Annotated in this window: 19 protein-coding genes and 7 pseudogenes; 10 read left to right on the top strand and 16 right to left on the bottom strand. The window is 58.3% G+C overall.

The window, feature by feature from the left end:
* The 3 genes from AC0L2C_RS31435 to AC0L2C_RS31445 all read right to left on the bottom strand — a co-directional run.
* On the bottom strand, window positions 1-336 hold a 336-nt coding region (locus tag AC0L2C_RS31435), incomplete at its 3' end, for an aminotransferase class I/II-fold pyridoxal phosphate-dependent enzyme (protein WP_473525255.1).
* 70 nt (window positions 337-406) lie between these two features.
* Window positions 407-1,366 (bottom strand): aminotransferase class IV, encoded by a 960-nt coding sequence (locus AC0L2C_RS31440; protein WP_473525256.1) that lies wholly within the window; start codon window positions 1,364-1,366, stop codon window positions 407-409.
* A 318-nt stretch (window positions 1,367-1,684) separates the two neighbouring features.
* Window positions 1,685-2,173, bottom strand: coding sequence for an Lrp/AsnC family transcriptional regulator (locus AC0L2C_RS31445; RefSeq protein WP_473525257.1), 489 nt, complete (start codon window positions 2,171-2,173; stop codon window positions 1,685-1,687).
* A gap of 200 nt (window positions 2,174-2,373) precedes the next feature.
* Between AC0L2C_RS31445 and AC0L2C_RS31450 the strand changes: the two are divergent.
* Window positions 2,374-2,568: pseudogene (locus tag AC0L2C_RS31450) on the top strand (transposase zinc-binding domain-containing protein); the annotation flags it as partial.
* A gap of 25 nt (window positions 2,569-2,593) precedes the next feature.
* Here AC0L2C_RS31450 and AC0L2C_RS31455 read toward each other — a convergent pair.
* The 8 genes and pseudogenes from AC0L2C_RS31455 to AC0L2C_RS31490 all read right to left on the bottom strand — a co-directional run bounded on the left by AC0L2C_RS31455 (window position 2,594) and on the right by AC0L2C_RS31490 (window position 12,350).
* Window positions 2,594-3,982 carry a CapA family protein gene (locus AC0L2C_RS31455; RefSeq protein WP_473525258.1) on the bottom strand — a complete coding sequence of 463 codons (1,389 nt, stop codon included), beginning with the start codon at window positions 3,980-3,982 and terminating at the stop codon, window positions 2,594-2,596.
* Window positions 3,983-4,065: 83 nt separating this feature from the next.
* Complete coding sequence (locus tag AC0L2C_RS31460) at window positions 4,066-5,091, bottom strand: ABC transporter ATP-binding protein (protein ID WP_473525259.1); 1,026 nt, start codon at window positions 5,089-5,091, stop codon at window positions 4,066-4,068.
* Window positions 5,088-6,095: an ABC transporter ATP-binding protein gene (locus AC0L2C_RS31465; protein ID WP_473525260.1), complete on the bottom strand. Its 1,008-nt coding sequence runs from the start codon at window positions 6,093-6,095 to the stop codon at window positions 5,088-5,090. Before AC0L2C_RS31465 ends, AC0L2C_RS31460 begins: the two co-directional genes overlap by 4 nt.
* 1 nt (window position 6,096) lies before the next feature.
* Window positions 6,097-6,978 (bottom strand): ABC transporter permease, encoded by an 882-nt coding sequence (locus tag AC0L2C_RS31470; RefSeq protein WP_473525261.1) that lies wholly within the window; start codon window positions 6,976-6,978, stop codon window positions 6,097-6,099.
* Window position 6,979: 1 nt separating this feature from the next.
* Window positions 6,980-7,921 carry an ABC transporter permease gene (locus AC0L2C_RS31475; protein ID WP_473525262.1) on the bottom strand — a complete coding sequence of 314 codons (942 nt, stop codon included), beginning with the start codon at window positions 7,919-7,921 and terminating at the stop codon, window positions 6,980-6,982.
* Complete coding sequence (locus tag AC0L2C_RS31480; protein WP_473525284.1) at window positions 7,921-9,525, bottom strand: ABC transporter substrate-binding protein; 1,605 nt, start codon at window positions 9,523-9,525, stop codon at window positions 7,921-7,923. Before AC0L2C_RS31480 ends, AC0L2C_RS31475 begins: the two co-directional genes overlap by 1 nt.
* A 776-nt stretch (window positions 9,526-10,301) precedes the next feature.
* Window positions 10,302-10,580: pseudogene (locus AC0L2C_RS31485) on the bottom strand (ISNCY family transposase); the annotation flags it as partial.
* Between the two features lie 1,029 nt (window positions 10,581-11,609).
* Complete coding sequence (locus AC0L2C_RS31490) at window positions 11,610-12,350, bottom strand: class I SAM-dependent DNA methyltransferase (RefSeq protein ID WP_473525263.1); 741 nt, start codon at window positions 12,348-12,350, stop codon at window positions 11,610-11,612.
* A 599-nt stretch (window positions 12,351-12,949) separates the two neighbouring features.
* Here AC0L2C_RS31490 and AC0L2C_RS31495 point away from each other — a divergent pair.
* From AC0L2C_RS31495 to AC0L2C_RS31535, 9 genes and pseudogenes are all read left to right on the top strand, one after another.
* A complete protein-coding gene (locus AC0L2C_RS31495; RefSeq protein ID WP_473525264.1) occupies window positions 12,950-13,123 on the top strand; it encodes a hypothetical protein in 174 nt (57 codons plus the stop codon).
* 120 nt (window positions 13,124-13,243) lie between these two features.
* Window positions 13,244-14,007: pseudogene (locus AC0L2C_RS31500) on the top strand (IS256 family transposase); the annotation flags it as partial.
* Between the two features lie 704 nt (window positions 14,008-14,711).
* Window positions 14,712-14,936, top strand: a complete 225-nt coding sequence (locus AC0L2C_RS31505) for a tyrosine-type recombinase/integrase (RefSeq protein ID WP_473525285.1) — start codon at window positions 14,712-14,714, stop codon at window positions 14,934-14,936.
* Between the two features lie 44 nt (window positions 14,937-14,980).
* A complete protein-coding gene (locus AC0L2C_RS31510) occupies window positions 14,981-15,904 on the top strand; it encodes a tyrosine-type recombinase/integrase (RefSeq protein WP_473525265.1) in 924 nt (307 codons plus the stop codon).
* Window positions 15,901-16,131: pseudogene (locus tag AC0L2C_RS31515) on the top strand (site-specific integrase); the annotation flags it as partial. The gene AC0L2C_RS31510 and the pseudogene AC0L2C_RS31515, both read left to right, overlap by 4 nt.
* A 173-nt stretch (window positions 16,132-16,304) precedes the next feature.
* Window positions 16,305-16,664, top strand: a complete 360-nt coding sequence (locus AC0L2C_RS31520) for a tyrosine-type recombinase/integrase (protein WP_473525286.1) — start codon at window positions 16,305-16,307, stop codon at window positions 16,662-16,664.
* Window positions 16,571-16,888 (top strand): tyrosine-type recombinase/integrase, encoded by a 318-nt coding sequence (locus AC0L2C_RS31525; RefSeq protein ID WP_473525287.1) that lies wholly within the window; start codon window positions 16,571-16,573, stop codon window positions 16,886-16,888. The genes AC0L2C_RS31520 and AC0L2C_RS31525 overlap by 94 nt, the downstream gene beginning before the upstream one ends.
* A gap of 99 nt (window positions 16,889-16,987) precedes the next feature.
* Window positions 16,988-17,426: pseudogene (locus AC0L2C_RS31530) on the top strand (transposase); the annotation flags it as partial.
* A gap of 306 nt (window positions 17,427-17,732) precedes the next feature.
* A pseudogene (locus AC0L2C_RS31535) lies at window positions 17,733-17,854 on the top strand (IS256 family transposase); the annotation flags it as partial.
* A gap of 177 nt (window positions 17,855-18,031) precedes the next feature.
* Here AC0L2C_RS31535 and AC0L2C_RS31540 read toward each other — a convergent pair.
* The 5 genes and pseudogenes from AC0L2C_RS31540 to AC0L2C_RS31560 all read right to left on the bottom strand — a co-directional run.
* Entirely contained in the window at window positions 18,032-20,734 is a 2,703-nt protein-coding gene (locus tag AC0L2C_RS31540) for a lyase family protein (protein WP_473525266.1), read from the bottom strand.
* A complete protein-coding gene (locus AC0L2C_RS31545; protein ID WP_473525267.1) occupies window positions 20,731-21,789 on the bottom strand; it encodes a cysteine synthase family protein in 1,059 nt (352 codons plus the stop codon). The genes AC0L2C_RS31540 and AC0L2C_RS31545 overlap by 4 nt, the downstream gene beginning before the upstream one ends.
* A gap of 10 nt (window positions 21,790-21,799) precedes the next feature.
* On the bottom strand, window positions 21,800-22,855 hold the full coding sequence (locus tag AC0L2C_RS31550) for a GHMP family kinase ATP-binding protein (RefSeq protein WP_473525268.1): 1,056 nt from the start codon (window positions 22,853-22,855) through the stop codon (window positions 21,800-21,802).
* Window positions 22,856-23,225: 370 nt separating this feature from the next.
* Window positions 23,226-24,215 (bottom strand): D-alanine--D-alanine ligase family protein, encoded by a 990-nt coding sequence (locus AC0L2C_RS31555; RefSeq protein ID WP_473525269.1) that lies wholly within the window; start codon window positions 24,213-24,215, stop codon window positions 23,226-23,228.
* A 509-nt stretch (window positions 24,216-24,724) separates the two neighbouring features.
* A pseudogene (locus AC0L2C_RS31560) lies at window positions 24,725-24,835 on the bottom strand (NAD-binding protein); the annotation flags it as partial.
* Window positions 24,836-24,943: the final 108 nt, after the last annotated feature.

Below are 24,943 nucleotides of genomic sequence, written 5' to 3' on the forward strand. Positions count from 1 at the left end.
GTCGAAGCAGGAGCCGTAGAGGATCGTGTCCTCCATGCCGAGAAAGCCAGAAATCGTCGCCTCGAGCTGCTTGTGCTTCTCCTGGGTGCCGCAGATGAAACGCACCGACGCCATGCCATAGCCATAGCGGTCGAGTGCCTGCTTGGCCGCATCGCGTAAGTCGGCGCTATCGGCGAGGCCAAGATAATTGTTGGCGCAGAAATTCAGCACTCTCTGGCCGCCCACCTCGATCTCGGCCGATTGCGTCGAGGTGATCACCCGCTCGGATTTGTAGAGGCCGGCGGACTTCAGTGCGGCGAGTTGGGTTGAGAGATGATTGATAAAGGACTCGGTCATCGCGAATCATGGAGCGCAACAGGTTCTTTTGAGGTGGAAAGAGATCACTGTATTCACGGTGCAAATTGCGCTATTTATAGTTTACCGGCGTCGACCATGCCGGGTCGGCATGCTTCTTCCAATACAGCTCCGTTAGACGGCGCGTTGCGGCGCCGACCTTTCCGTCGCCTATAACATTATCATCAATCTTGGTGACGGACATAATTCCACCGGCTGTGGACGTGATGAAAACCTCATCGGCGCCCTTCAGCTCGCCGGGACCAATATCGCCGACGCTGACGGCAAGACCTAATTCGCGGCATAGATCAAACACGGTCTGGCGGGTAATGCCTGCGAGGACGCCGAAAGCCGGTGTCTTCAAGCGGCCGAGCTTGACAGTGAAAACATTGAAACCAGGGCCCTCGGCAATGTTTTCGTGGACGTCCAGGATCAACGCAGTTTCAGCACCATAGTCGTATGCATCGAACAGACCCTTCACGAGGTCGAGCCAGTGATAGTTCTTTATAGCCGGATCGATCGACTTGGGTGGGATGCGAACGGTATTGCTGATGGCGACGTGCAGGCCGCGTTCGAGCTGCTCCTTGTTGGCAACCGACCCGAAAGGGACCGCGAAAGCGATAAACCTATTCTCCGCTTGGCGGGGGTCACGGCTAAAGGTGGCCGAGACACCGCGCGTGCAGATCATTTCGACATAGGCGGATTTGTGCCCCGATAATGCGACACAGGTCGACAGGATTTGCTGAATTTCACTGCGACTGTAGGGAAGCTCCATTCGGAGCTTTTCCATTCCGCGTAAGAATCGATCCAAGTGCAGGTCCAGCCTGAAGAAGCTCCCGTCCCATACGTGAACAGTATCGTAAGTGGCATCTGAATGTAGGAAACCCCAGTCGAGGACGGACACCTTAGCTTCGGACATCCGCAGGTACTGACCGTCCATGAAGGCTACCCCATGGGGGTACTGGCGTTGATCCCGATGGCGTTGCTCGATGGCCGGAAGCGCCGTTGCGGGTTCCGCCGCAGAAACTGTCATTTCAGAGTCCTCCAAACTAGCAATACAGGCGCTCCGCACCCGTGCTCATGATTGCCGCGAAATCGCTCGGCGGCTACACCTCAGGAAAATGGCTATGGCCACACCTTAGACAGTCCGCACGTCGCTCGTGCATGATGTCGTCGGTGCGATCGACGTCGCCCTGAGCCGGGCATAAGCCCTTAGTGACCGGTGTCGGGTCACCCGACGCTTGAATTAGATCGCATTGGATGCTCGGAATGAGCTCAAAATGGCAGTCTGGGCGCAACGTATGCTTCAAAGATGCGATAGGAGTGGCGGAAAAGTGCAGCTGTAAAGGACCTAAACTAGCACCCGGGGCTCAAACTTCACACGGTCGAGAGCAATCATGCTCCTGAACTTGCGGACATTCGGATTCGTGTAGAGTTTGGTCTTGACGAAGACGTCAAACGCCTCAACGTCCTCCACTGCAACTATAAGAACGAAATCCGCGTCGCCCGTGATCATATAGCACTGCGTAACTTCTTTTGCCGCCCGCATACTTCGCTTGAAGTCGTCAACGAGATCCAGGCGCTCGCGATCGAGTTCCACCGTCACAACGACTGTCAGAGATTTCCCGAGCGCTTTGGGATCAACCAGTGAAATATCAGCAGTTATAATCCCCTCGGCGCGTAACCTGCTAACGCGGCGCATACATGAGGCGGCAGAGGAACTCACGGCATCCGCAAGCTCGGCGAACGAGAGTCTGTTATTCTTTTGAAGTGCAGCGAGAATGCGCCGGTCTAGATCATCCACCATGCCCCATCCCACCGTCGCAAAAGCGTCACGCATTGTTAATCTTTCGAAACATCTATTGCAAGATCGACCTTCGCGGTGAAACGCCTGTCCTGCGGCACTGGCGCAACATTTCAAAGCAGCGAGGCTAAAGCACGTCCCCTCAAAGGATTCGGGATTGAACGAAGCAGCTGACCCGGGTCGGCTACGGGTGAGGCCTCTGTTTTGAAGGTTACTGGAGATGGCGGGTATCTTCCCGCCGTCATGGCGAGGCGTATCGACAGTTCAATATCGGCCATCTCGGACCCGTCGAGCGCCGCAGGATATCCACGATCGAACTGTGACGTACCGCCGAACTGTGCGGCAATGTCGAGGGCTGCCGACTCTGGGGCGATCCGCGCGGCCTATAATTCCTGCCGCACCGGCACTGCCCCAAATGCCAGGGGCAGGCCTGCCCGGCTAGGCGCAATGCAGGTGTCACACATGCTGCAATTGGACCGATCCAACGTCGCCCTCGATAGCGATCTCAGTTCCAAATGGCCTCGAGAGGTGCTGCAGACGGTCGAGAATGGCCTTGGCTTGCGGTGCGGGAGCGAGCCGCGGCACGCCCCGGTTGGCAAACCTCTCGGACCGTCGCAGCTCGAGTGGATAGAGCGACAAATGGGCGAGCTGATTGTCCTCAAATCGGCTGACGGCAACAACGCTCTCATAGAATTCCGCGCCAGACTGGGGGCCCACTAATCCCTCTATCGTCGGATATCCTTTTGCCACCTCATCGACTGTCACCTCTGCATCTGTATCGACCCGCGGGTCCTTACCGTATGCGTCGAACATATCAGCGCCGACCGGCGTTCGGATATCCTGGCAGAAGAAATTCCCCAGGCTATAAAAGATGGGGCGCCCCTTATAGATCTCAATCCCTCGCAGGATATGAGGCCCATGTACGATGTATGCGTCTGCGCCAACATCTATCACCTTGCGGGCAAACGACTGCTCATAGTCAGGTGGATCCTGACACCATTCGCCGGGCTCGTGCCCGTGGTTCGTCGCGATGCAGAAGTCAGAGAACTGCTTCCCCCGGCGAATGTTTCGCAAAATATTGGCGACGTCGCGCTTGTCAGCTTCGAAGCTGTAACCGGTCCTCTCGCCAGCCCTGTAAATCGTCCGGCCAAGAACGACCTTGTCTGGATGTTTGTCTACGGGATTGTAACCCGGAAGCACTTCGCGGATACGCCTCAAGTCCTTAAGCATTTCGCCCGGAAGCAGAGTGCTTTTGGTCAAGCGCAAGGCGTTGAGTCCGGGTCTTCCGGGTGCCTCTCCAGCGGGATCGCATGCACGAGCCATCGGGCTATACGTCGTCGCAAACGAGATCATCCCCACGCGACCGCGCGGGGTCTCCAGAAAGCGGGCTGCACCGGCCTGTCCGAGAGTTTCCCCCGCTCCAGCGTGTACAATCCCGTTCGCCTCGAGGGCCCGGCTGGTCTCGCGCATACCTTCGACGCCCCAATCAAGTGTATGGTTATTTGCGCGACTCACCATATTGAAGCCCATCGTCTTTAAATCAGGCCCCAGCTCCGGGGCGCTGATGCAATAGGCACCGCCGTACTCAGCCTGTGGGCATCCCTTTGACTGAACGTCCAAGATGTTGGTTTCCAAGTTGCCGAACGTCACGTCAGCCCCGTCGAAGATCCTGAGAACATCGGCGAGGCCTGGATGATGGCCTTTTGTTACGGGCCGCGCATAAAGCAGGTCGCCAACTGCTGCCATTGTGAAGCCGTCTTCAACGTTTGTGGCAGTTGAACCGACGATATCAAACCCACCGACCTGCTGGTTCGGGTTGGGACCAGTTTCGTGTGAATCTTCCATACGATCTCCTCTTCGCAGGCGTCCATTTAAGTGCCACTTTTACCTGCAAGTCCAAACGCCGAGGACACTAACAAGTGGCTGAATTAGACGCGCTGCAATGAATAGGCCGCCATGAACCGCGACGCCGGGATATCGGTTGCTGGAGCGCGGACATGGCAGGCCGTTACGCGACCGTCTGCCATGGGCACCAGAGGCGGCACTTCGATGCGACAACGCTCGACCGCCAGTGGACAGCGTGGATGAAACGCGCACCCCTTCGGCGGATTGATCGGACTTGGCACTTCGCCCTCGACCGGCGCCGCTAACCGAGCCCGAGTCGGATCCGGCTCGGGTGCAGCCGCGAGCAGGGCCTCGGTATAGGGATGAACGGGCTTTTCAAAGAGCGCCTCGCATGTAGCCAGTTCCACGATCCGCCCCAGATACATGACGGCGACGCGATGCCCGATATGTTCCACAACGCCAAGGTCATGCGAGATGAAGACGAAGGCGATGCCCATTTCCTGCTGGAGATCCATTAGCAGATTCAAGATCTGCGCCTGCACAGAAACGTCAAGGGCCGAGACTGCCTCGTCGGCGATGATGATCGAGGGTTTGAGCGAAAGCGCGCGCGCAATACCCAGCCGCTGGCGCTGACCGCCCGACAACTCAGACGGAAGTCTGTTCATCATCTCGGGCGACATCCCGACCTTTCGGAGAAGGTCGGCAGCAAGTGCCTGGCGCTGCTTGCGGGTGAGGCGCTCGAAATTCTCGACAGGTTCGGTGATGATCTGTCCAGCCTTGAGGCGCGGGTTAAGCGACGAGTAGGGATCCTGAAAGACCATCTGCATCCGGCGGCGCCAGGCGTGAAGTGTGTCCTTCTTGAGGGCCGCAATGTCGGTGCCGTCGATCAACACGCGCCCGCGAGTCGGCTCCACCAGCCGCATCAAGAGCCGCGCGACAGTCGACTTGCCGCAGCCCGACTCGCCAACGATGCAAAGCGTCTCTCCCGCTTCGACGGAAAATGATACATTCTCCACCGCCCGGATCGCCGGAATGCTTTTCTTGAAAATTCCAGCACCGAGCGGATAATGCTTGGTCAGATTTTCGACTTTCAGCAGAGGAGCCCTCATGCGCCCATCACCTCTTCTGCGCGCAAGCAGGCTGCCGCGTGGCTTGACCCGACATCACGCAAGGTAGGCGTCTTCTCGCGGCAAATATCTATCGCGAAGGGGCACCGAGGAGCAAAGCTGCACCCAGGAATAGGCTCGCGCAGGCTTGGGACAACGCCGGGAATTTCGGGGAGGCGACTCTGTCGACCACGCCGCCGATCGGGCACCGAGCGCATTAGACCTTGTGTGTAGGGATGGGCGGGCCGCGCGAACAGATCTGTCACGGTCGCCTGCTCGACGATTCGTCCGGCATACATGACAATCACGCGTTGGCACGTTTCGGCTACGACGCCCAGATCGTGCGTGATGAACATGACGGCTGTTCCCATTCGCCCTTTCAGATCAACGATCAGACGCAAGATCTGTGCCTGGATGGTGACGTCAAGCGCTGTCGTCGGCTCGTCGGCGATCAAGAGTTCCGGCGAGCAGGCGAGAGCAATCGCGATCATCACGCGCTGGCGCATGCCGCCCGACATTTCGTGAGGATAGTTGTTCACGCGACGCTCCGGGTCAGCGATGCGGACGAGACGGAGCATTTCTACGGCCTTCGCCATGGCTACTGACCGGGACGCCCGGGTGTGGATTTGCACCGCCTCCGCAATCTGATGGCCGATCGTATAGACCGGGTTCAGGCTTGTCATAGGCTCCTGGAAGATCATGGCGATCTGGTCGCCGCGGATCTTTCGCATCTCCCGATTGGACAGGTCAAGAAGGTCCCGTCCGTGGAAGCGTACCTCGCCGCCGACAGTCCTAGCGGTCTGCTTCGGAAGCAGGCGGAGAATGGAAAGAGCGGTCACGCTCTTGCCGCATCCGGATTCGCCGACGACCCCGAGCGTCTCGCCCTTCGTTACCTGGAAGCTGATCCCGCCTAGGGCGCGCGTGATGCTTTCCTCACCGTAGAAATGGGTCTCGAGGTCTTGCACGTCGAGAAGCACGTCATTGCCCACGTTCGTATGCATTTGCATATCAGCGCCTCCGCTTAGCACGGGGGTCAAATAAGTCGCGCAGTCCGTCCCCGAGCAGGTTGACGGCAAGGACTGTGACGGCAAGAGAAACACCAGGGGCGAAGATCGTCATAGGTGCGACGCCGAGATAAAGTCGTGAACTGGCGATCATGTTACCCCAACTGGGGATCTCAGAGGGCACGCCCACGCCGAGGAAGCTCAGCCCCGCCTCCGTCAGGATTGCGCTGGCACAGACAGTAGCGCCTTGGACCATGAGCGCCGGAATGGTGCTCGGCAGGATGTGCCGCCACAGCACCTTGGGCATGCGCGAACCGCCGCAGAGCGCAGCCTCCACGTAGGGACGCTCGCGAACTCCCAGAACGACCGAACGAACCAGCCGCGCGACGGCTGGCGTCTCGGGGATCGCGATGGCGACGATGAGGATGCCGATTCCGGGGCCTGTCAGAGAAATGAGCGCAATTGCGAGCAGCATCGTCGGGACCGACATCAGGCCGTCCATTACCCGCATGACGACGTTGTCGAAGCTGCGCTTGTATCCCGCGATGATTCCGATCAGGAGTCCGGCCATGGCCGCGCACACCGCCGACATCAATCCAACCGTGAGTGAGATCCGGGCGCCGAAGATCATTCGCGCAAAGACGTCCCGGCCCAGATTGTCGCTGCCGAACCACATCTCGGCGGAAGGCGGCTGGAGGCGCTTGTATGGATCCATGCTCACCGGATCCCCAGCGTAGAGCGGGGCGGCAAGCGCCAGAACGACCAGCACCACCAAGAGCCCCCCGCCGGCAAGAACGAGCGGATGCCGCCTTGCCAGACGGGGAAAGTAAGATAGCCGCAGCCGGCCGATCGGCGCGGCCTCAACTGGTGCGGAGAGGAGGGACATATCAGTACCTTATGCGGGGATCGATCAGCGAATAGGCCAGATCGACCGCGAGATTGATAAGGACATACACACCCGAAGTCAGGATGAGCACGCCCTGGATGATGGGATAGTCGCGGTTGTTGATCGCATCCACGATCAGACGACCGATACCGGGTATGTTGAAGACCGTTTCCGTGAGGACGACTCCGCCAATTAGATAAGCGAAGCTTATGCCAATCACGGTCAATATCGGGGCACCGGCGTTCTTCAAAGCATGATGGAAAAGCATAGCAAAGGACGAAGCACCCTTTGCGGCAGCCGTTCGCATATAGTCTTCAGACAGGACCTCGAGCATGCTTGCCCGCGTAACCCTAGCGATGAAAGCAATGTAGCTAAGGCTAAGAGCCACTATAGGAAGAATCAGGTGCATAAACCAAAGCGCGATGCCGCTATCGACCGGCACATATCCCTGCACTGGTAGCCAGTGTTCCTTAATGGCGCAGAAGTATATGAGAAAATAGCCGATGACGAAGACCGGGACGGAATAGCCAACGGCCGCAAAGGCCGCGAGGAGGCGGTCGACAAGCCCGCCAGTTCGCCACGCAGCGACGATGCCGAATGAGACCCCGACCGTGACCGAAACGATCATAGTTAGGATCGATAAGGAAAGAGTTGGTTCGAGTCGCTGCGCCAAGAGCTCAAGAACCGGGCGCCCCGCAAAGATCGACATGCCGAAATCGCCGCCGAGCATGTCCCGCACCCAACGAATGAACTGAACCGGCATAGGATCGTTCAGGCCCAGCCGCTCGCGAATGCCGGCGATCATTTCCGCGCTAGCCGACTTCCCAGCGACAATCGCCGCCGGGTCGCCTGGCGCCAACCTGAGGAGCAAGAAGACGAATATCCCGACCATCACCATCACGGCGATGGCCGAGACCAATCTGCGTAGAACGTAGACAGCCATCAGGCAGAGGCCTTCTGCATGCTCCAAAACGGTAATTGGTTCGACGGTATCTCGATTATCCCTAATAGCGTCTTGCGACGCGCAACCGGACTGACAATCTGGCCTAGTCTAACATCGCCGACGAAATCCCACCAAACACGTTGCATTTGGCGGGCCAACGCCTTTCGCTCTTCGAGGGTCGCGACATCCGCCCACTTGGCCCGAAGTGCTTCATACTCATCGTTCTTCGGCCATCCAAACCAAGCCTTGTCGCCGCTCGCGTTGTGAAAGACCGCCGTGGTCGGGTCGCCTTGGACGTAGTCAGGATCGTTCGTAACAAATATGCTCCAGCCTCCACTCTCAATCGGACCCTTATTGCCTCGCCGTGCGACGATCCCGCCCCAGTCGCTCGGCGCAAGTTCCGCATTGACTTCAATCTTCCTAAGTTCCGAGGCCAGCAGCTGTGACGCGCTGTCTGCCGCCGCCCAGCTCGTTGGGTCTAGGATGACTATCTTCTCACCGGCATATCCCGCCTCCTTGAAAAGTTGCCTGGCCTTTTCTGGGTCGCCGCCCTTCTTGTACCATCCTGTGTTTTCATCGTTGGAATAGGGCGTCGAATTTCCAAATATCGAAAAAACAGGATGAGAGAGTGTGGGGGTAGCGGCCATAACGCGCAAGAATGCCTCTTGGTCAACCAATTGTAGTATCGCTTCGCGCGCCTTGATGTTGTCGAATGGCGGCTGCAGGAAATTCATCCGAACGCAATAGTCAGAGCCCGATTTGTTCAGAAGTTGCAGTGCGAGGTCAGGATCGCTCTCAATTTCGGAGTACAGGTCTGGAGGGGGATTGAACTGCAGATCAACCTCACCTGCCCGCAACGCCGCCAAACCAGTCTGCTGGTCGGCGATATTTTCCCAGATAACGCGGTCAACGTTGACGACCTTTCCGCCGGCCAGACCGCTAGATGGTTCCCTGCGCGGTATATATTTATCGTTGCGATCATAAGTGTAGCTTGAGCCCGATTTCAAAAGAGACTGATTGAATTTGAACGGTCCAGATCCGATATTTGTTGTCACCTGTTCCGTCACAGGACGACCGGCGTCTTTTTCTCGCATAATGAACGGAATTGGCGAAGTAATTGTTCCAAGCAAATCAATCAATATCCCCAAGGGTTCTTTCAGCGATATCGTGAAGGTTCTGCCGTCCTTCTTCGAAATATCCTTGGCACGCTCCATGAGTAGTTTTCCGCCGCTCTGGCCCCAGCGGCGGATCGAGGCCACACAGTCGTCTGCGGTGACGGGCGCGCCATCGTGCCAGCCCAACCCATCGCGAAGCTCAAACGTGTAGGTCTTCTTGTCCTCTGAAACGCCCCAGTTCCCCACCATTTGCGGCTGCGGCCTCAATGCAGAGTCGAGTGCGAACAGCGTGTCATAAATGGCAAGACCATGAGTTTGGGTTGGATCAGTCGTCGTAAAGATTGGATCGAAAACGGTGAGATTTTCCATCGCCAGACGGACCGTCCGGTCGATGATCGGCAAGGTCTGTGCGCGCAGGACCGACGGAATCGATAAAGCCGTCCCGGCGGTCATGCCTACTTTAATGAGATTGCGTCGAGAGATTGCCAAATCCCATTCCCCTTTGATGTGGTGGTGCGGTTGATTTCGCGCCTGTTGTTCTGTCGGCGTCCTCGGAAGACGATAATCTTGCAACGATAATAGCTGCAAGCGGAACGTTTGCGCCAAAATACGTCAACCGTTGAAATGTTAGCTTCATAACTTGGCGCGCCTTGAAATTTCCAGCCGTGCGGACTTCCCGGGCGGCGGTGTGGAGTTCGCTTAGCTCGCGTGGCAGGATGTTCCGTGATCAGTCGTCCGAGACCATACGGTGTATGATCAGCAGCAAATCATGATTCACCGCCGGGCGCACCAGCCGACCGGATTAGCGGCCTGGCTTCCAGGTCTAACTCTGTGTGCGTTCTGTTCAGCGGCATCCGACCTCCGCCGGCCCGATCCGCTGGAACGGCTCACCGTAATCTACCTCGAAGGTGGTGCGCGGCACCTCATGACGCGCACCAACTGGTCCAAGGCCCACTGCAGGACTGCCTCGTTCAACTCGCCGCGAAGCCGAAGCCCTATTTGCATTTGACATGCCTCGCTGCCCGCCAGACGTGACAGGAAACAAAGCCGCTAGGGAAATGACTGCGGCACCTCCGAGGGACGCGGGATGCTTCGATTCGCGGATCGCGCTCAGCAGTCCATCGCCAATTGAATTGACTTGAGTCGTTCGAGCAAGTTTCATGCAGACCTCTTCGGCGGGAACTGCGAGACCAATTGGTCGCAACGGATACTTCACCGTGTCCATGCAATGGACGTGCCACCGAAGGGGGGTGCATCAGAGATGCCCACGCCTCCGCTGTCGTCAGGTTGTCGCGGTGGCGAAGCCCTCATCAGCCGCCTTTGCCGCGACGCTTAGCCCCAGATTCTGATTTGACGCTCCAGCATCGGCAGCAAGCGGTAGCTGGCAGCCGGGTTGCCTTACTTCAATCACTAGATCGAGGATCATGCCGCTCCTGCCGGCGGTCGGGTCGACTTTGTGACCGTACTCGGTGTCGCGGCTGCCTTTGACGCTCTTCGAACAAGCTGGCCACGTTCTCGCTGGCCAGCACCGGCTCGCCGGCCACATCCGGAGCTGATTTCGTCCTCATCGTGACTGTCTGTCAAAGCCTTTTACGTCTTCGTGAAGAAGAAGCTCTACGACGACCCTCACGTGTGAAAATTTTAGAGCATGATCAGTCTTGGTGACCTCAAGTTCGATCCAAGGAAAATGGTATAGCGTTCGCCAGATTTTGCTGAAGCCGATCCACGTTTTTGAAGTACCTCGTGCACAATCCAGCTTTCGACATGTGAGCTTTCGAGGTATCGTCCATTCGGATCTGGCCGAGGAGGCTGGAGTTGCCACGCTTCAGAGTCGCCGGAGCGTCCGAATGAACAGCCATAAGAATGCCGGTCTGATGCCGCTGCGTCGAGAGGAATGGCGCTGTCGGTAATAGACAGCAGCCTTTCCCAAGCCCGGCGACCGCCCTCGTTGCGACCGTCGCCGACACAAAGGTCTTTCGCTCCGGCCGTTAATTCGCTGCTGCCGGATTTGATTGGTATGGCAATCTTCTGCCGATTGTCCAGGTAGAGACAATTTCCTCGCCGACACTGGACGGTGAAATTCTCGTCTCGGCTTGTCCTTGGTCCAAAAGACCAATCCTCCGGCAACGACAGAATTGAGATATCTCGAAGATGGGAGATCGGTACGGCATCTCCTCGTCCTTGGCGCCACGGCGGTTGTCCGATAGAGGCAGCGAAAAGCGACATAATCGACCGTCAGTGGCCGGCACGGCTGGTCGCCTTCGCCATCGCCAACAGGCATCAGTGATCTAGATCCGGTGAAGCCGGGGATCGGGAGAACCTGAGTGATTCGACGCGCATCGTTGCGCGGCAGCTTAAAGAACCCGGTCAACCCAGGCCATCGTGACCAGCGGCCGGAAGCCGCACAAACATAGGCCAAACATAGAATTTGACCTGACCGTGGCCAATGGGGCCGTCCGCATTAATCAGAACGGGCCTCGGCCGAATCCTAATTTGCGGCTCTCCAATGGCCACTTAAAGCAAGACACGGAATTGCCGATGATCTAACCCTTTTTGGCTGCGGAACATCCAAATTATGGACTGCTTCGGCGGTAAACCGAGATGTGACGTTCAGACCGCTCCGTGAATGCACCTCCCACCCAATCTCCCCACCGCTCCGTCAGCTCCAGCCCCACGCATTCTGCCATGGTATCGAGCTCCTGGTGATAGACGTAACGAACGCGTTGCGGCAAACGCTTGACTGACGTACCAGAAAACCAGAGGAGGGTTGAAATCAAGTTCTGGTTTAGTGGATCGTGGACAGACACATCGATGATCGTATTCTCATGATCCACTAGCCGCGCCGTTGTAGCTTGCTGCCGGGCGACCACAGCAGCCGCGCCTGGCACCCACAGTTCTATCACCAAAACGCCCCCATCATCTAGCGCCTCTGCGGCAGATCGGAGGCAAGCTATTTGCGCTTCGCGCGTGAAAAGCAGCGGGAACGTGAAATAAACGCAATAGACCAAATCATAGCGTTTCTCTGAGCTGAAATCAGCAATATCTCCCTGCCAAGCCTTGATTACGTCGGTACGCTTGGCCAGAAGTTTCAACATGCTGCATGAATTATCGATCCCTTCCACCTTGACGCCACGCTCGCTCAACGGCACTGCCACGCGCCCGTCGCCTATACCAAGTTCGAGGGCACTTCCTCCGTTGCAATATCGCGCAAGAAAGGCGACCGTCTCGGCTGCCTCAGCGACTTTACCTTGCACGGTGGTGTATTCTTCGTAAATGGGGGCGTAGACTTCGCCGTAAGTTAGTTCATCAGACATGTTATACATCTCCTGCCGCGTGATCTTAGCGATTTATGGACTTAGTTTTATGCCGTACCATTCCAAAACCGTTTTGCGTTTCCCCTTTCCGAATAGGTCCTAGTCTCCCGCCAACCGCGAAGGTGTTCCGTGCGAGCATAGAAGCTTGAAATCATATCGATCACTCGTGAACGTGCGTCTCGCCAAGCGAGCAAAAACCGACTCGCAAGAGAAATGAGCGCAGATTAACTGAACGGGCACTCTGGCCGCTAAAGACAGGGGATTAATGTCTCTTGCAGAGGCCCGTGCCTACGCAAGCAACTGGTTCGAAAGGATAACCTCTCTATAAAATTGTCAATAAGGACATTGAACGGCTCCGTTGCTATGTGAACGTTGCAGTTCAAGGCGCAAGAGGTGTGCCAACTCAAAAAACGGTCTCAATCCAATTCATCGGCTTTTGGCGTCCGCTTCTGCCTGTCCGCTTTGTAACAGCTTTGTCGGGCCACGCACCTCGATTTTGGTGTTGTCGACACGCCACTTGTTCGAAGCCGCGCGCTTGCGCCGGTTGATGCCCACCGGTGTAGGGCCTAGAAAGGGACAGCCCAAAGGTGCATTGTCGAATGATGGAAGCGGATGCCACGCTCGACCATCTCCTTCAGATCGCGCAGGGTTCGCGCAAGCTCCGAAACACGGGCCGGCTCAAAAGTCGCCCCGACCAGCCGCTACTGCTCTCCCGGGACCGGCGGCGACGCCGCTCGACCGGGGTGATCCAGCCCAATCTGATGCTTCGTTAGATAGTGTCCTGAAGGTTTTGAAAAAGTTCTGAAGAGAGAACTGTCGCTGCTCTGAGCGTGGGGGCGGCCATGGCACGCTGGTGACGTTGCGATTCACCGATCCCCCGGAAGGGAAGTGCCATGACCAAGCGAGAAGTTAAGCTGAGCGGACAGAGTTGAAAACGCTGCTGTTGTCGGACGCGAACGGCTTTGGCGAGTTTTGCAGAGTGTGGTGCAGGAGATCCAGGAAGCCGAGATGATGGCTGCGCTGGGAGCTGAGAAGGGCGAGCGGACCGCTGAGCGGGTCGGCTACCGGTCCGGCTACTACGAACGCCGGCTTGTGACGCGGGTTGGCGTGCTGGAGCTGCGGGTTTCGCAGGATCGGACGGACCGGTTCTCGACGGAGCTGTTTGAGCGCTAGAAGCGCTCGGAAAAGGCATTGGTGTCGGCGCTGGTCGAGATGTATGTGCAAGGGGTGTCGACGCGTAAGGTGACGGCGATCACCGAGGAACTGTGCGATCACGCCCTCTCAGGCGAGGCGGTGAGTGCGGCGACGGTGCGGTTGGATGAAGCGCTGAAGGCGTTCTTTGAGCAGCTGCTCAAGGAATGGTATCCGTATCTTATTTTGGATGCGCGCTACGTGCGGGCGCGCGAGGCCGGCGTGATCGCCAGCCAGGCGGTGCTGGTGGCGATCGGGGTGGCCTAAGAGGGCCGGCGCCAGGTTCTGGGCGTGGATCTGGCCAACCGGGAAGAGCCATTCGAGCTGACGCGAATTCGCGGCCGGGCTCAAGCAGCGCGGGCTCGCCGGCGTCGAGGTCGTCGTCTTTGATGATCATCCGGGGCTCAGGGCGGCGATCCAGGAAGTGCTGCCCGAGGCCGTCTGGCAGCGCTGCTATGTGCATTATGCCGATGTCCGGATTATGCCGATCTTGAGGGTGGGTGTCGGCTTCGGAGGCGGTGATCGCTGCGATGGTGTCGGCATAATCACTGGCGGCCTGACGGAGACGATACCAACGCTATCTGGCGATTGAGCGCGGTTTGGGGAAGCGACCGCCGATGTCTATGCCCGGATGGTGCGCCCCTTTCTGCGTCATCGATTGTCGTCCTACGGGCGTGCCCTGGACCTTGCGGATTTGGCCGCGACCGACGTCGTCACCTTTGTCGTGGCACGTTGCCCTCAGCTGAGCCGCGGCGCGGCAAGCCTGACTGTAACGGCGCTGCGATCGCTGCTCACATTCCTTCATGTCGAGGATCACATCGCGCGATCTCTTGCCGCTTGCGTGCCCTCGGTCGCCGGTCGGCGATTGGCTGGGTTGCCAAAGGGACTGGATTGCGACCAGGTTCAGCGCCTGCTGACGTCCTGCGGCCGCGATACGTCGAACGGCTGCCGCGACTTCGCGGTCCTGACCATGTTGGTTCGTCTCGGCTTGCGGGCGGGGGAAGTCGCCAAGCTCAACTTGACGACCTGGATTGGGGGACCGGTGAGATTCTCGTACGGGGCAAAGGAAGCTGCATCCAATGCCTTCCCTAGCCGGCCGATGTCGGCGAAGCGGTGGCGGCCTATCTGCGCTACGGCCGTCCCCGGACCGCCCAGGTCCGGACAGTATTTGTGCGCGTCAGGGCGCCCCATAATGCCCTCACAAGCGCTGGCGTGTCGCAAATCGTGGCCGCCGCCGGTTGCCGCGCCGGGCTCGGCCAGATCTACGCCCACCGTCTGCGCCATACGGCGGCGTCGGCGATGTCGCGCGCCGGAGCGTCGCTACCGGAGGTCGGGCAGGTCATGCGTCATCGCCGCGCGCTGACAACGGCGATCTATGTCAAGGTTGATCGCTAAGCCCTCCGAACGATCGCCCGCCCCTGGCCGGGAGAGGTTGCCTGATGAGCGCCCTTCGCCAAACCCTGGCCGATTACCTGGCCATGCGTCGCGCCCTCGGCTACACGCTTGTTCGGTCCGAGAAGCTTCTTGCCCGGTTCCTCACCTATCTCGGGGCGCAGGGCGAAGACCACCTGACCACCAAGACTGCCCTCGCTTGGGCGATGCTGCCGGCAGGCGCCGATCGAAGCTGGATGTCGGCGCGACTTTCCGTCGTTCGCCGCTTTGCGACCCATCTGCGCGGGATCGAGCCGGCAACCGAGGTACCGCCGTGGGATGTGCTGCCGGGGCGATCTTGCCGAGCGACGCCCTACCTCTATTCGCAGGAGGACGTCATCGCCTTGATGACGGCAACCGCGGCCTTGCGCACGCCGCATCGGGAAGCAACCTACCGGACCCTGATCGGCTTGCTGGCCGTGACCGGAATGCGGGTTGGAGAAGCGATCGGCCTTGACCGTGAGGACTTCGATGCGGTCGGTGGAGCCCTCACCATTCGGCACGGAAAGTCCGGAACATCCCGCGAGTTGGCGTTACATCCGAGCACTGTTGCTCTCGGCAATTATCTGCGCCGGCGCGATCGACCCCGCCGGCCGCCGAACACGCCCGCCCTGTTCGTCTCGCCGGCCGGCACTAGGCTGCTCTATGTGAACATTCAAAACACGTTCCAGAAGCTCGTCTGTCGCGTCGGCATCGCTCCGCGCTCAGCGGGTTGCCGACCACGGCTCCACGACCTGCGGCACGCGTTTGCCGTTCGCACGCTTCTTGATGCTTATCGCGACGGCGGCGACCCGGGGCGCCGGCTTGCCCTGCTGTCGACTTATCTCGGTCACATCGATCCGAGCAAGACGTACTGGTATCTCTCGGCGGCCCCGGAATTGCTGCAACTGGCCGGTGATCGTCTGGAACGACGGATTGGAGGCGGCGCATGACCGCCCTCAGCGCGACCTTGCAGGCGTTCTTCACCGAGCGCCTGATCCGACAGCGGCAAGCCAGCCCGCACACGCTCGCCGCCTATCAGGACACCCTGCGGCTGATGCTGGTCTTCGCCGCCGCACGGCATGGCACAGAACCTTCCAGGCTGGAGTTCAATGAACTCGATGCCGCTTGTGTCGGCGACTTCCTCGACCACCTCGAGCGTCATCGGGGCAACAGCGCACGGACCCGGAATGCGCGGCTTGCCGCAATCCGATCGTTGTTCCGATTCGCCGCCCTTCGTCACCCCGAGCATGCCGCGACGATCGAACGGATGCGCGCGATTCCGCCGAAGCGCTTTGAGCGAAGGCTTGTGACATTCCTGACGGAGGAAGTCGACGCGTTGCTGTCCGCCCCATGCGGTCGACCTGGACCGGGCGGCGCGACTACGTCTTGCTCGGGCTCGCCACCCAAACCGGCCTGCGGGCGTCCGGACCGATCAGCCTTCACTGCGCCGATGTCCATCTCGGTTCCGGCGCTCACGTCAGCTGTCTGGGAAAGGGACGAAAGCAGCGGATCACACCCCTCACTTCCAACATGGCCGCCGTGCTGCGCGTCTGGCTGGCCGAACGTGCCGGGCAGCCGGCCGAGATCCTCTCTTCCCCACACAGACCGGCAGGAGGATCAGCCCCGACGCTCTTGAGTATCGGCTCGGGAAGTATGTCGAAATCGCTGCCAGAGACTGTCCGTCGCTGCAGCGGAAAAGGGTCACACTAAACGTCTTGCGTCATACCGCAGCAATGCGACTACTGCGTGCCGGCGTCGACACCTCGGTGATCGCGCTGTGGCGCGGCCACGAACAGATCGAGACCACCCACATCTATTTGCACGCCGATCTGGAGCTTAAAGAGCGCACCCTGGCGAAAACCACGCCGGCCAACACGGCGCCAGGACGCTACAGATCGCCCGACAAGCTTCTCGCTTTCCTCGAGGCGCTCTGATTATGCGGACCCCATCGCAGCGATCACCGCCTCCGAAGCCGACACTCACCCCCAAGGTCGGCATAATAATGGACGTTATGCCGATGTCGGCATAACGCCCATTTCCTCAGGAACGAGCTCGATTATCTGCCGCGCAAGGTCGGCGACGATTGCCTGATGGAACTCGGATGGTAGGACCGGCGCGATCTTGCCGAGGTCAAGCGCGATCTGGCGCAATGGATCGCCAAATTGGCAGGCCAAGTACCCAAGGCTGGTGAACTGGGTGTGAAGACAACATCGAGGAGACGCTGAGCTTCTATCGGCTGCCGCTTCCCCATCACAAGCACATGAAGTCGAGAACCTGCTGGAGCGGCTGGACCAGGAGAGTCAAGCGGCGCACACTGGTCGTGCGCTCTTCCCAATCCGCATAGCTGTCTGCGGCTGGTGCGGGGGCTGACGGTGGAGATCCATGAGACCTGGCTCGAGGCGACCCCGCTATCTCAACATGGAGCATCTGCGCGAGGACAAGAAGGAGAATCTGAAGGCATTGGCCGCCTGAAGCGGCCGGTGCGCCCGCCATCCGCTACACGGGGCTGCGCGGCGGACGCACCACGTCACAGCCAAGCCATTTTGCAGAACTTGACGCACACAACTCTTCGTCACGGGGCTACTCCTCGTGCTTGCACTAGGACTTGCAGCCCTTCAGCATACCTCAGCAAGGCTTGTTTGGAACTCGCGTTGCGGAAACCATCTTGGCCCGCGGCCATGTGTGACCGCAATCAGAGGCCGGAAATATGCTGGCAAGCGATGGGATAAAACCACTGAACGAAATCTTGCAGGGAGGAGGCTGGCCCACATGGTGCCGGTGCATCTGATCCGTCATTCGCTCGAGTTCGTGTCGTGGAAGGACCGCAAGCCCGTCGTGCCGGCGCTGCGCGCGATGCCCCGGCCAAGGACGCAGAAGCCGGCCTTTTGGCAAACGAAAGTGAATCACAAACAAACTCAAACGCGACTTTTGCAGCAGCCTGTCAAGGCTCTCCTTGACGAGCCGCATGGTTCAGAACAAGGCATAATAACTTCATCGCTTTCTTCTGCTCGAAATCGGCGGTGACGTCAGGAATTCAAGGCGCCATACAGTTTGACCCTGTCCCAAGATAGATGCCTTCAGCCAGCCGGGTGTCCATCAATGAGTTCTTTCACCCTCTGTTTGCGGCGCATCTCAGCTTGCGCCCAGCGTTCCCGTATGCCCGCGCATTTTAGCTGCATGTCCCGAAAAAGCGTTTTTGCTGCAGAAATCTGGTTGTCAGTTGAATTTTCCCCAGGTCCTCCTCCGAACTGCAGAGCGTCCCTGCATTCTTCAGGACTCGCCGGTAACGCACTACCGAGTTGCCTGGCCAGCTCGCTTCGGCGCTCCGCGACGGAACTATCCTGAGACAGGCGTGCGTTGATCTCGCCAATGAAGGTATGGGCCTCCCTGAAAGGTACGCCTTGCGACGCCATTCTTTCGGCGGCGACGGCCGTCATCGGCGAGCCGTCTTCCAGATTTTCACGCATCGACTTGACGTTGAATGACACGTACCTCACGATAAGCGACGTGAGGATGATGGCCCTCTTCAGGGCCTCTTCTGCAACACCTATTGGAGAGCTCCCGTAGTTGCTCGCTTCGATCGAATTGCTGAAAGGCGATTTGCAGGTGGCTGTTGCCGCAGAAACGTATGCACCGATCACGGTGCTTGACGACCCCTTGATGTGTTCCAGCAGAAACGGGTTCTTCTTTTGCGGCAGCATAGACGAGCCGCCGGCGAGATTGTCAGGAATGTCGATGAGAGCGAACTCCCGTGTCGTCCAAACCTGCAGATCCTGGGCCACACGGCTGAGCAAGATTGAAACGCCAGCGAACACTGAAAGCCCTTGCAGGTGATGATCGCGGCTTGCGACCGCATCAAGTGAGTTGAACGGCGGTAGTTCGAAACCCAGAAGATTTGCGGTTTTCAGGGGATCTATGGGCATGCTGGTGCCGCCCCCGGCGCCTGCTCCCATCGGGCAGTTCCTGATGTCTTCCAACAGACAATGGAGGCGCTGGCGCTCGCGCCCTAGAGCGAAGAAAACGCCGAGCAGGTAGTGCCCTGGCGAACCGGGGAGTGCGATCTGGTACTGACTGTACAATGGAGCCACAAGGCTCGATGCTTCTTCCACTCGCTGAAGCAGGGCGTCTTGTGCAGTTCCTATCTGTTGCGAGATGGAACACGCAGCTTCCCGAAGGACCAGGAGAGAAATGGTCGCGTTCAAGTCGTTACGGGATCTCGCAAGGTGTAGCCAGCCGGCCTTTTCCGGGCCAGCTCTGGCAACCAGTTCAGCCTCGTAGGCAAGGTAGAGGCCGCGGGGAGCATCGCGGCCCTCCAAAGACTGAAAGCCCTCATTCTGGAGCTCCACCACGTGCTTTAGGAGATCGGCTGCGGCTGTCTGACCGATCAAGCGCTGGTCGGCAAGCATCACCAGATGCGCTTCGTCTATGGTCGCTTGGTACCGCAGAAGCCGACCGTGCCGCGAGATTTCGATAGGCGGAGCTAGTAGCTTCATCGCTTCGGGATGTAGGCTCCACCTGCCTTCGCTTGACCCAGCGATCTTGTTCTCGTCGGATTCGGCAGTAACTGCCTCAATGCTGACTACAATGGAGTCGATCATCCGTTGAGCTGCCGCGGCGGCGGAATTGAGTTCATCCGCGACGCCTATAGCGTAGCCTACCCGGTCTCTAAAGTCGCCATTTAGTTGAATTCCCTCCCCCTGCGATTTCAGAAGACCCGCTTCCGGCACTGTCGGCTCTGCATTTCGAGAAAAGGTCAGGCGTTTGAGCTTCCCGGACGTGTGAGCAAGTCGGAAGCGGATGGCTCCCGCCCTTGCGCTCGCCCGTGGAGGCGTGAATGCTTCTCCCGCGTAAAGTTCGATTACCATGTCCAGGATTGAGGTACCCAATGTGTGCGAGAGCATGACTGGAATCATTCCTCCAGCCAGCCTGGGATTGACCTCAATGATGACGGGGCCTGAGTCCGCTATCACGAACTCTACATGAGCTGGTCCGAACTCGAGGCCGACAGCCGATACAGCGCTAGCTGCAAAAGAGGACAATTCCCGGAGCGACCGTTCTGAGAGCGGAGCCGGGAAGTCGTGCCCCACCTCAACGAAGCAAGGAGGCGGGCCTTTGTGCTTGGCGAGAATTCCAAGGCAATGCAGCGTCCCGTCATACGCAATTATCTCTGCAGAGTATTCCTTGCCCTCTATATATTGTTGGATGAGGACGTCCGGACTGCGCAAATCCACTTGATCTAGCAATACGTTGTTTGCACTCTCAAACGCTTTAATGGCGGTTGTTGCATTGTTGCACAACCTCACACCGCTACTGCCGCTTCCGGAGACCGGCTTTACGACGACGGGCAGCGCAGCCTGGGCAAGAATGTTCTCAACGTCTCTGACGGACGTGGCCAGCCGAGTTTCAGGAATCGCGATTGAATGTCGCTGCAACTCGGTAGCTTGCTTCCATTTGTTGCGGCAGGTCGCTATAGCCTCCGGATTCGCGGCCGGTAGTCCGATCGCCCCGGCGACAGTTGATGCTGCTTCCACAAAATAATCTGATGACGAATATATTCCTGTCAGCCTTCTTAATTTCGCGGCCACCCCGACGAGTTCATCCTGACTACGTGTTTCAGCTTCGATCACTTGAGCGCCGGAGTCCGTGAGAAACGGATAGCGCGCGGGATTGCGTGTAACGAGATAGGGCTCAAAGCCCAGTGCGCGGGCCCGCTTCACCAATAGTTCGCCAGTGCCTGTCGTGTTGCTTTCCACGAAAAGGAAGCTACCTCGGTTCATCATGGAGCCTGCTCCAGCGCGTTCAAGACAGCTTCCAGACTTCTCCGATTCCAACGATATCGGTTCCATGGTGGGAGGGCGGTCGAGAGGTGGTTTTCGGTTGCCGGCGCATCCAACAGAACACTTTCGTTCAAACATTCGTTCTGCTTGAGCCAGTTGTGGTCGTATACGGCTTCAGCGTAGCGGTGGCCTTCATCAGGACAGATGACTACCATTGTCTCTTCTGGATATTGCCGAGCGCGCCAGCGCCCCACGATGTAGCTCGCTCCGGAAGTCGGGCCGGCGAAAACGGCGTGCCGCTCATGAAGGGTCCGGGTCGCAGCAAATGCTAGTGGAGCCGAGATGAGATGTACCTCGTCATACAGGTCATGCTTTACGTTCTTGGGGACAAGACTGTTCCCCAGCCCCCGCAGTTTCCGTTCGCCATCCTGTTGGCCAAAAATAACGCTATTGAAGGTGTCCACTCCGATCAGGCGCGCGCCAGGGGCTCTTTGGCGGAGGTGCTCTATCGTTCCGCAAGTAGAGCCGCCTGATCCCACGGAACCGACCAAAGTTATGTCGGCGCCCAACATCCCCGTTATTTGATCGGCGAAGAGCTTGTAGGCTGCCGGATTGTCTGTTGTTTCGTATTGTCGGGGCCAGAAGCAGGACTTTCCCAACTGTCTCATCCTAGCCTGCAATGCATCGAGTCGGCTCCTTTGATAGCCACCCTGTTTGGCCTTATCAGTTATTATGAAGACTTTTGCTCCCAGAGAGCTCAACCTGTTCTCCAGGCCTTTATCCATCACTGGGTCTGTGAAGATTTCGAGTTGGAATCCACGTTCTCGGCAAACTACCGCCAAACCCAGTGCAAAGGTTCCGCTGGAGGTCTCGAGAACTTTCATGCCATGCGTCAAATGACCTCGAGCGAGCGCTTGCTCAATGATGTACTTCGCAGGAAGAAGCTTCATGAACGCGAACTGCGCAAGGTAAAGGTTTGTCTCACATCTAATAATTTTGGGGAGAGCATAGGCATCAGAATAGCCGGAGAATGGCAGACATTTTCGAACAGGGTCCATATTGCTTACCTCACCGGCAGCCAGTCATGCTCAGATACATTTTTGGCGAGTTGTCGATCGGCGATACATGGGCGAGCACGGACCGAAGCTTCCGTGGAAAGTCAGCCGCCACTCGATCAAGCAAGATTCCGATCATTGTGCCGCTGTGCGCGACTATTACCCCGAGAGCGTCAGTGGCCTCGGATGCTTTCAGTATCGTGGCCAGATGCTCCTTTGGAGCCCGCTCCTGATGCAGGAGCGCACTGGCCGTCGCTATTCTGCCTATCGTAGCCACGTCGCCACGTGGAATTGCTATCCGTGCGCGGTCGAGTAATCGATGATATTCTGCTCTGTCACTGGCGGAGATTTCACCCCGCCGTTGATCATAGGCGACCGTTTCAACCGTCCCTCCTTCGTCGATGCCAACAATTGCAAGCGGCGGCATTTGGCCGAGGAAGCTGAGAAGGGTACATGGTCGCTGCTGATATGCGACCACTCCCGGGTACATCACCCCGTCCGATGGCTCGATCTCTGCCATTAGCTTCTCGATGAACGATGTCCGGAGTCTAAGCTTGAAGCAGCAGGCGATTGACCTTGCAGTCGCAACAAGATCCGCAGATGAACTCGCAAGCCCTTTGCCTTCGGGGAGCTCGGATTCCAAGAGGAGGACTCCTCCTGAGGCGCCGAGCGCAATCACGAGATTCTCAGCCAGTCGTCTCGCTTTCAGTTTGTGTGGCGGATAGACGGCGACAGATCGTGTGCCCGCAATCGGCATGAAGTGGGCGCGCGCAAAGAGAGCTATGGGCATCGTGATCAAGAAGTTGGGGTCCCCGGGACAGGAGCCGACTGGCAACTGGCCTTGCAGCAGCTCGCCGAATGTGCCGCAACAAAGAGCGTCGGTGGAGTGAACTGTTGGGTGCTGCCCGTCGTCGGCGATAATCTGGGGTGAATCTGCGCCGTCGAACGTCTGGTGACACATGTATGGCTTCCACACTTCATCGGCGGCCGCTTCGAGAAGTTCTCGAGTCGACACGCTTGCCGTGCTTCCTGGGAGGCCGGTACCACGGGTAGTATTTTGGATCGCCATATCACTTTCCTCAGGTACATTGAGTGTGATTTGTCGGTTACGAGCCGAGACCCGGATCATCGGAAGTTTGGCTCGCATGTCAGTTCGGGTGCTTTCAAGTATCACGGGCTGACCTCAGACTTGGAATAGCATTGTCGGCGATTTTAGGTCGCAAAGATTCTGTGAAATTACTTGTAGGATCTGTTGCACTGTTACCGGCACAAACCGACTGCCTCGTGCCGCCCACTGCTCGCGGCCCACATAAACGCAGGATCGGGCTCATGACAGGGGAAAAACCAGGCCCTGTCATAACCAAGCCCAACGGCCTCGGCAGGAAATCCCCTGCGCGCACTCCCGGAGGTCCTCCCTGCTAAAATCTGGCAAATTGCTGCTAGGGCACACCGTTTCCGAAGTACCGTGCGTGGGCGACGTCGAGGATGCGATTGATCAAGCTCGAGTAGCTGTGTCCGGCAGTCATCGCGGCTGTGGTATAAGAGGAGCACGTGCCGATTGACGGCAGGGGGTTTATCTCCAGGACGAATGGCTGGCCGGAGCGATCGACCCGGAGGTCGATGCGGGCATAGTCCCGGCAATGGCAAGCACGGAAGGTTGCAATTGAAATATCCCGCAGCACTGCCTCAAGCCGGCTCCCGATTTGCGCGGGGCAAATTTGCGGCCGCGCCGAGGCCGCTACGTATTTCGCTTCCCAAGTCCAAAGACCAGCTTCGCCGAGGTCGATCTCCACCGAAGGAAACACCTCGAGTTCTCCGTTTCCAAGCAGCGCAACACAGATTTCGCGCCCGTCGATGTATTCTTCTACAAGCGCATCCTGCGCATATTGGGTGACGATCACTTCCACGGCCTGCCTCAGCTGAGCGGGCTCATGCACGAGTTGCAAACCGAAGCTGTTGTCTTCGTGACGCGGCTTCACCACAACTGGGAATCGCAGGTCGCCGGTACTCTCGGTGCCGCGGCGCATGACGCGAAAGTTGGGCGTTGGCACGCCGCTACCGCGGATGACCGTCTTGCTGATGACCTTGTCTTGCGCCACCCCATGCCCGAGCGGGGTCGCTCCGGTGTAGGGAACGCCCGCCATCTCGAGCATGGCCGGAACGTGGGCATAATAGCATTCGCCCTGAATTCCGTACGCCATGTTGAAAACGATTCCCGAGGGGCAGGCTTGCCGATCGGGCGGCATGAACCGCTCGAGCCTAGCGAGCAGTCGCTTGTCTCCTTCGCACAGCAGCGTCTCGTGGCCGCGCTCTTGCAGTGACGCCACCACGTTATCGAATGTCTCGCGGCTGTATCCCGCCGGACGAGGCTGACCGAACCGGTTGATCACGCCCGTATGATCACTGTTCCAAACGACCGCTACCCGCATGCGTTACTCCTTTGACGTTTGGCTGCGTCAGTTCATCAGATCGGATTTAGACGCTGAGCCTTCACAGCCCATGCAATTGACGTGCCACCGACGAGGCTGTGAAACGAGGGAGAAAAGACTGTGTCTCGCGCCAGGCTGCGGAATGCTCGCGCTGCAGTGTGTCGTGCTTTTTAACTTAGACGTCTGCAATTGGACACGGCTGCACGACAAATCCCAATGGCGGCTAGCTGGAGACTGCGGCGCCGGGATGGCGAACAGGAACGCGCTGGCTCCTTGTCGGAATGAGCAGGATTGTCGGCGACATGGCACTGCCGTCAATCACAGGCGATGTCGTAGAAATGCAGACCGTCTCAGGACGGCGAACATGATTTGTCGCCTCTGCGGCGAGATCTACCACTGACTGATCGGGGTGCCGACAGTTTTCCAGCTTTCGACCTTCACTTGTCGGTCCCGGTGCCATGAAGCCAGAGCAGCGCCGCAGAGGCCGGAAGCGTGGCCTGAGCGACACGCTACTTGAACACTCTATGCATACATTCCATGACATTGGTGTCGACGCCAAGCCCATGAAAGTTGTTGGCGAATTCGACCGCGATATAGCCACCGCCTTCGATACATTCGGTTGCCGGCAGGCGCATGAAGCTGAAGAGCTGCTCCTCCGAACGCCATCGCAAGCCTAAGGCTGTATGCAAGCAGCGGCTTTCGCATGTCGCGGAGATCGGTTCCAAAAA

The organism is Mesorhizobium sp. WSM4845, assembly GCF_055811455.1.

Bases quoted from the DNA above. Each gene is read 5' to 3' on its own strand.
- AC0L2C_RS31440 (WP_473525256.1), bottom strand. From the start codon at position 1,366: ATGACAGTTTCTGCGGCGGAACCCGCAACGGCGCTTCCGGCCATCGAG.
- AC0L2C_RS31445 (WP_473525257.1), bottom strand. From the start codon at position 2,173: ATGCGTGACGCTTTTGCGACGGTGGGATGGGGCATGGTGGATGATCTA.
- AC0L2C_RS31455 (WP_473525258.1), bottom strand. From the start codon at position 3,982: ATGGAAGATTCACACGAAACTGGTCCCAACCCGAACCAGCAGGTCGGT.
- AC0L2C_RS31460 (WP_473525259.1), bottom strand. From the start codon at position 5,091: ATGAGGGCTCCTCTGCTGAAAGTCGAAAATCTGACCAAGCATTATCCG.
- AC0L2C_RS31465 (WP_473525260.1), bottom strand. From the start codon at position 6,095: ATGCAAATGCATACGAACGTGGGCAATGACGTGCTTCTCGACGTGCAA.
- AC0L2C_RS31470 (WP_473525261.1), bottom strand. From the start codon at position 6,978: ATGTCCCTCCTCTCCGCACCAGTTGAGGCCGCGCCGATCGGCCGGCTG.
- AC0L2C_RS31475 (WP_473525262.1), bottom strand. From the start codon at position 7,921: ATGGCTGTCTACGTTCTACGCAGATTGGTCTCGGCCATCGCCGTGATG.
- AC0L2C_RS31490 (WP_473525263.1), bottom strand. From the start codon at position 12,350: ATGTCTGATGAACTAACTTACGGCGAAGTCTACGCCCCCATTTACGAA.
- AC0L2C_RS31495 (WP_473525264.1), top strand. From the start codon at position 12,950: ATGATGGAAGCGGATGCCACGCTCGACCATCTCCTTCAGATCGCGCAG.
- AC0L2C_RS31510 (WP_473525265.1), top strand. From the start codon at position 14,981: ATGAGCGCCCTTCGCCAAACCCTGGCCGATTACCTGGCCATGCGTCGC.
- AC0L2C_RS31520 (WP_473525286.1), top strand. From the start codon at position 16,305: ATGCGGTCGACCTGGACCGGGCGGCGCGACTACGTCTTGCTCGGGCTC.
- AC0L2C_RS31540 (WP_473525266.1), bottom strand. From the start codon at position 20,734: ATGATGAACCGAGGTAGCTTCCTTTTCGTGGAAAGCAACACGACAGGC.
- AC0L2C_RS31545 (WP_473525267.1), bottom strand. From the start codon at position 21,789: ATGGACCCTGTTCGAAAATGTCTGCCATTCTCCGGCTATTCTGATGCC.
- AC0L2C_RS31550 (WP_473525268.1), bottom strand. From the start codon at position 22,855: ATGGCGATCCAAAATACTACCCGTGGTACCGGCCTCCCAGGAAGCACG.
- AC0L2C_RS31555 (WP_473525269.1), bottom strand. From the start codon at position 24,215: ATGCGGGTAGCGGTCGTTTGGAACAGTGATCATACGGGCGTGATCAAC.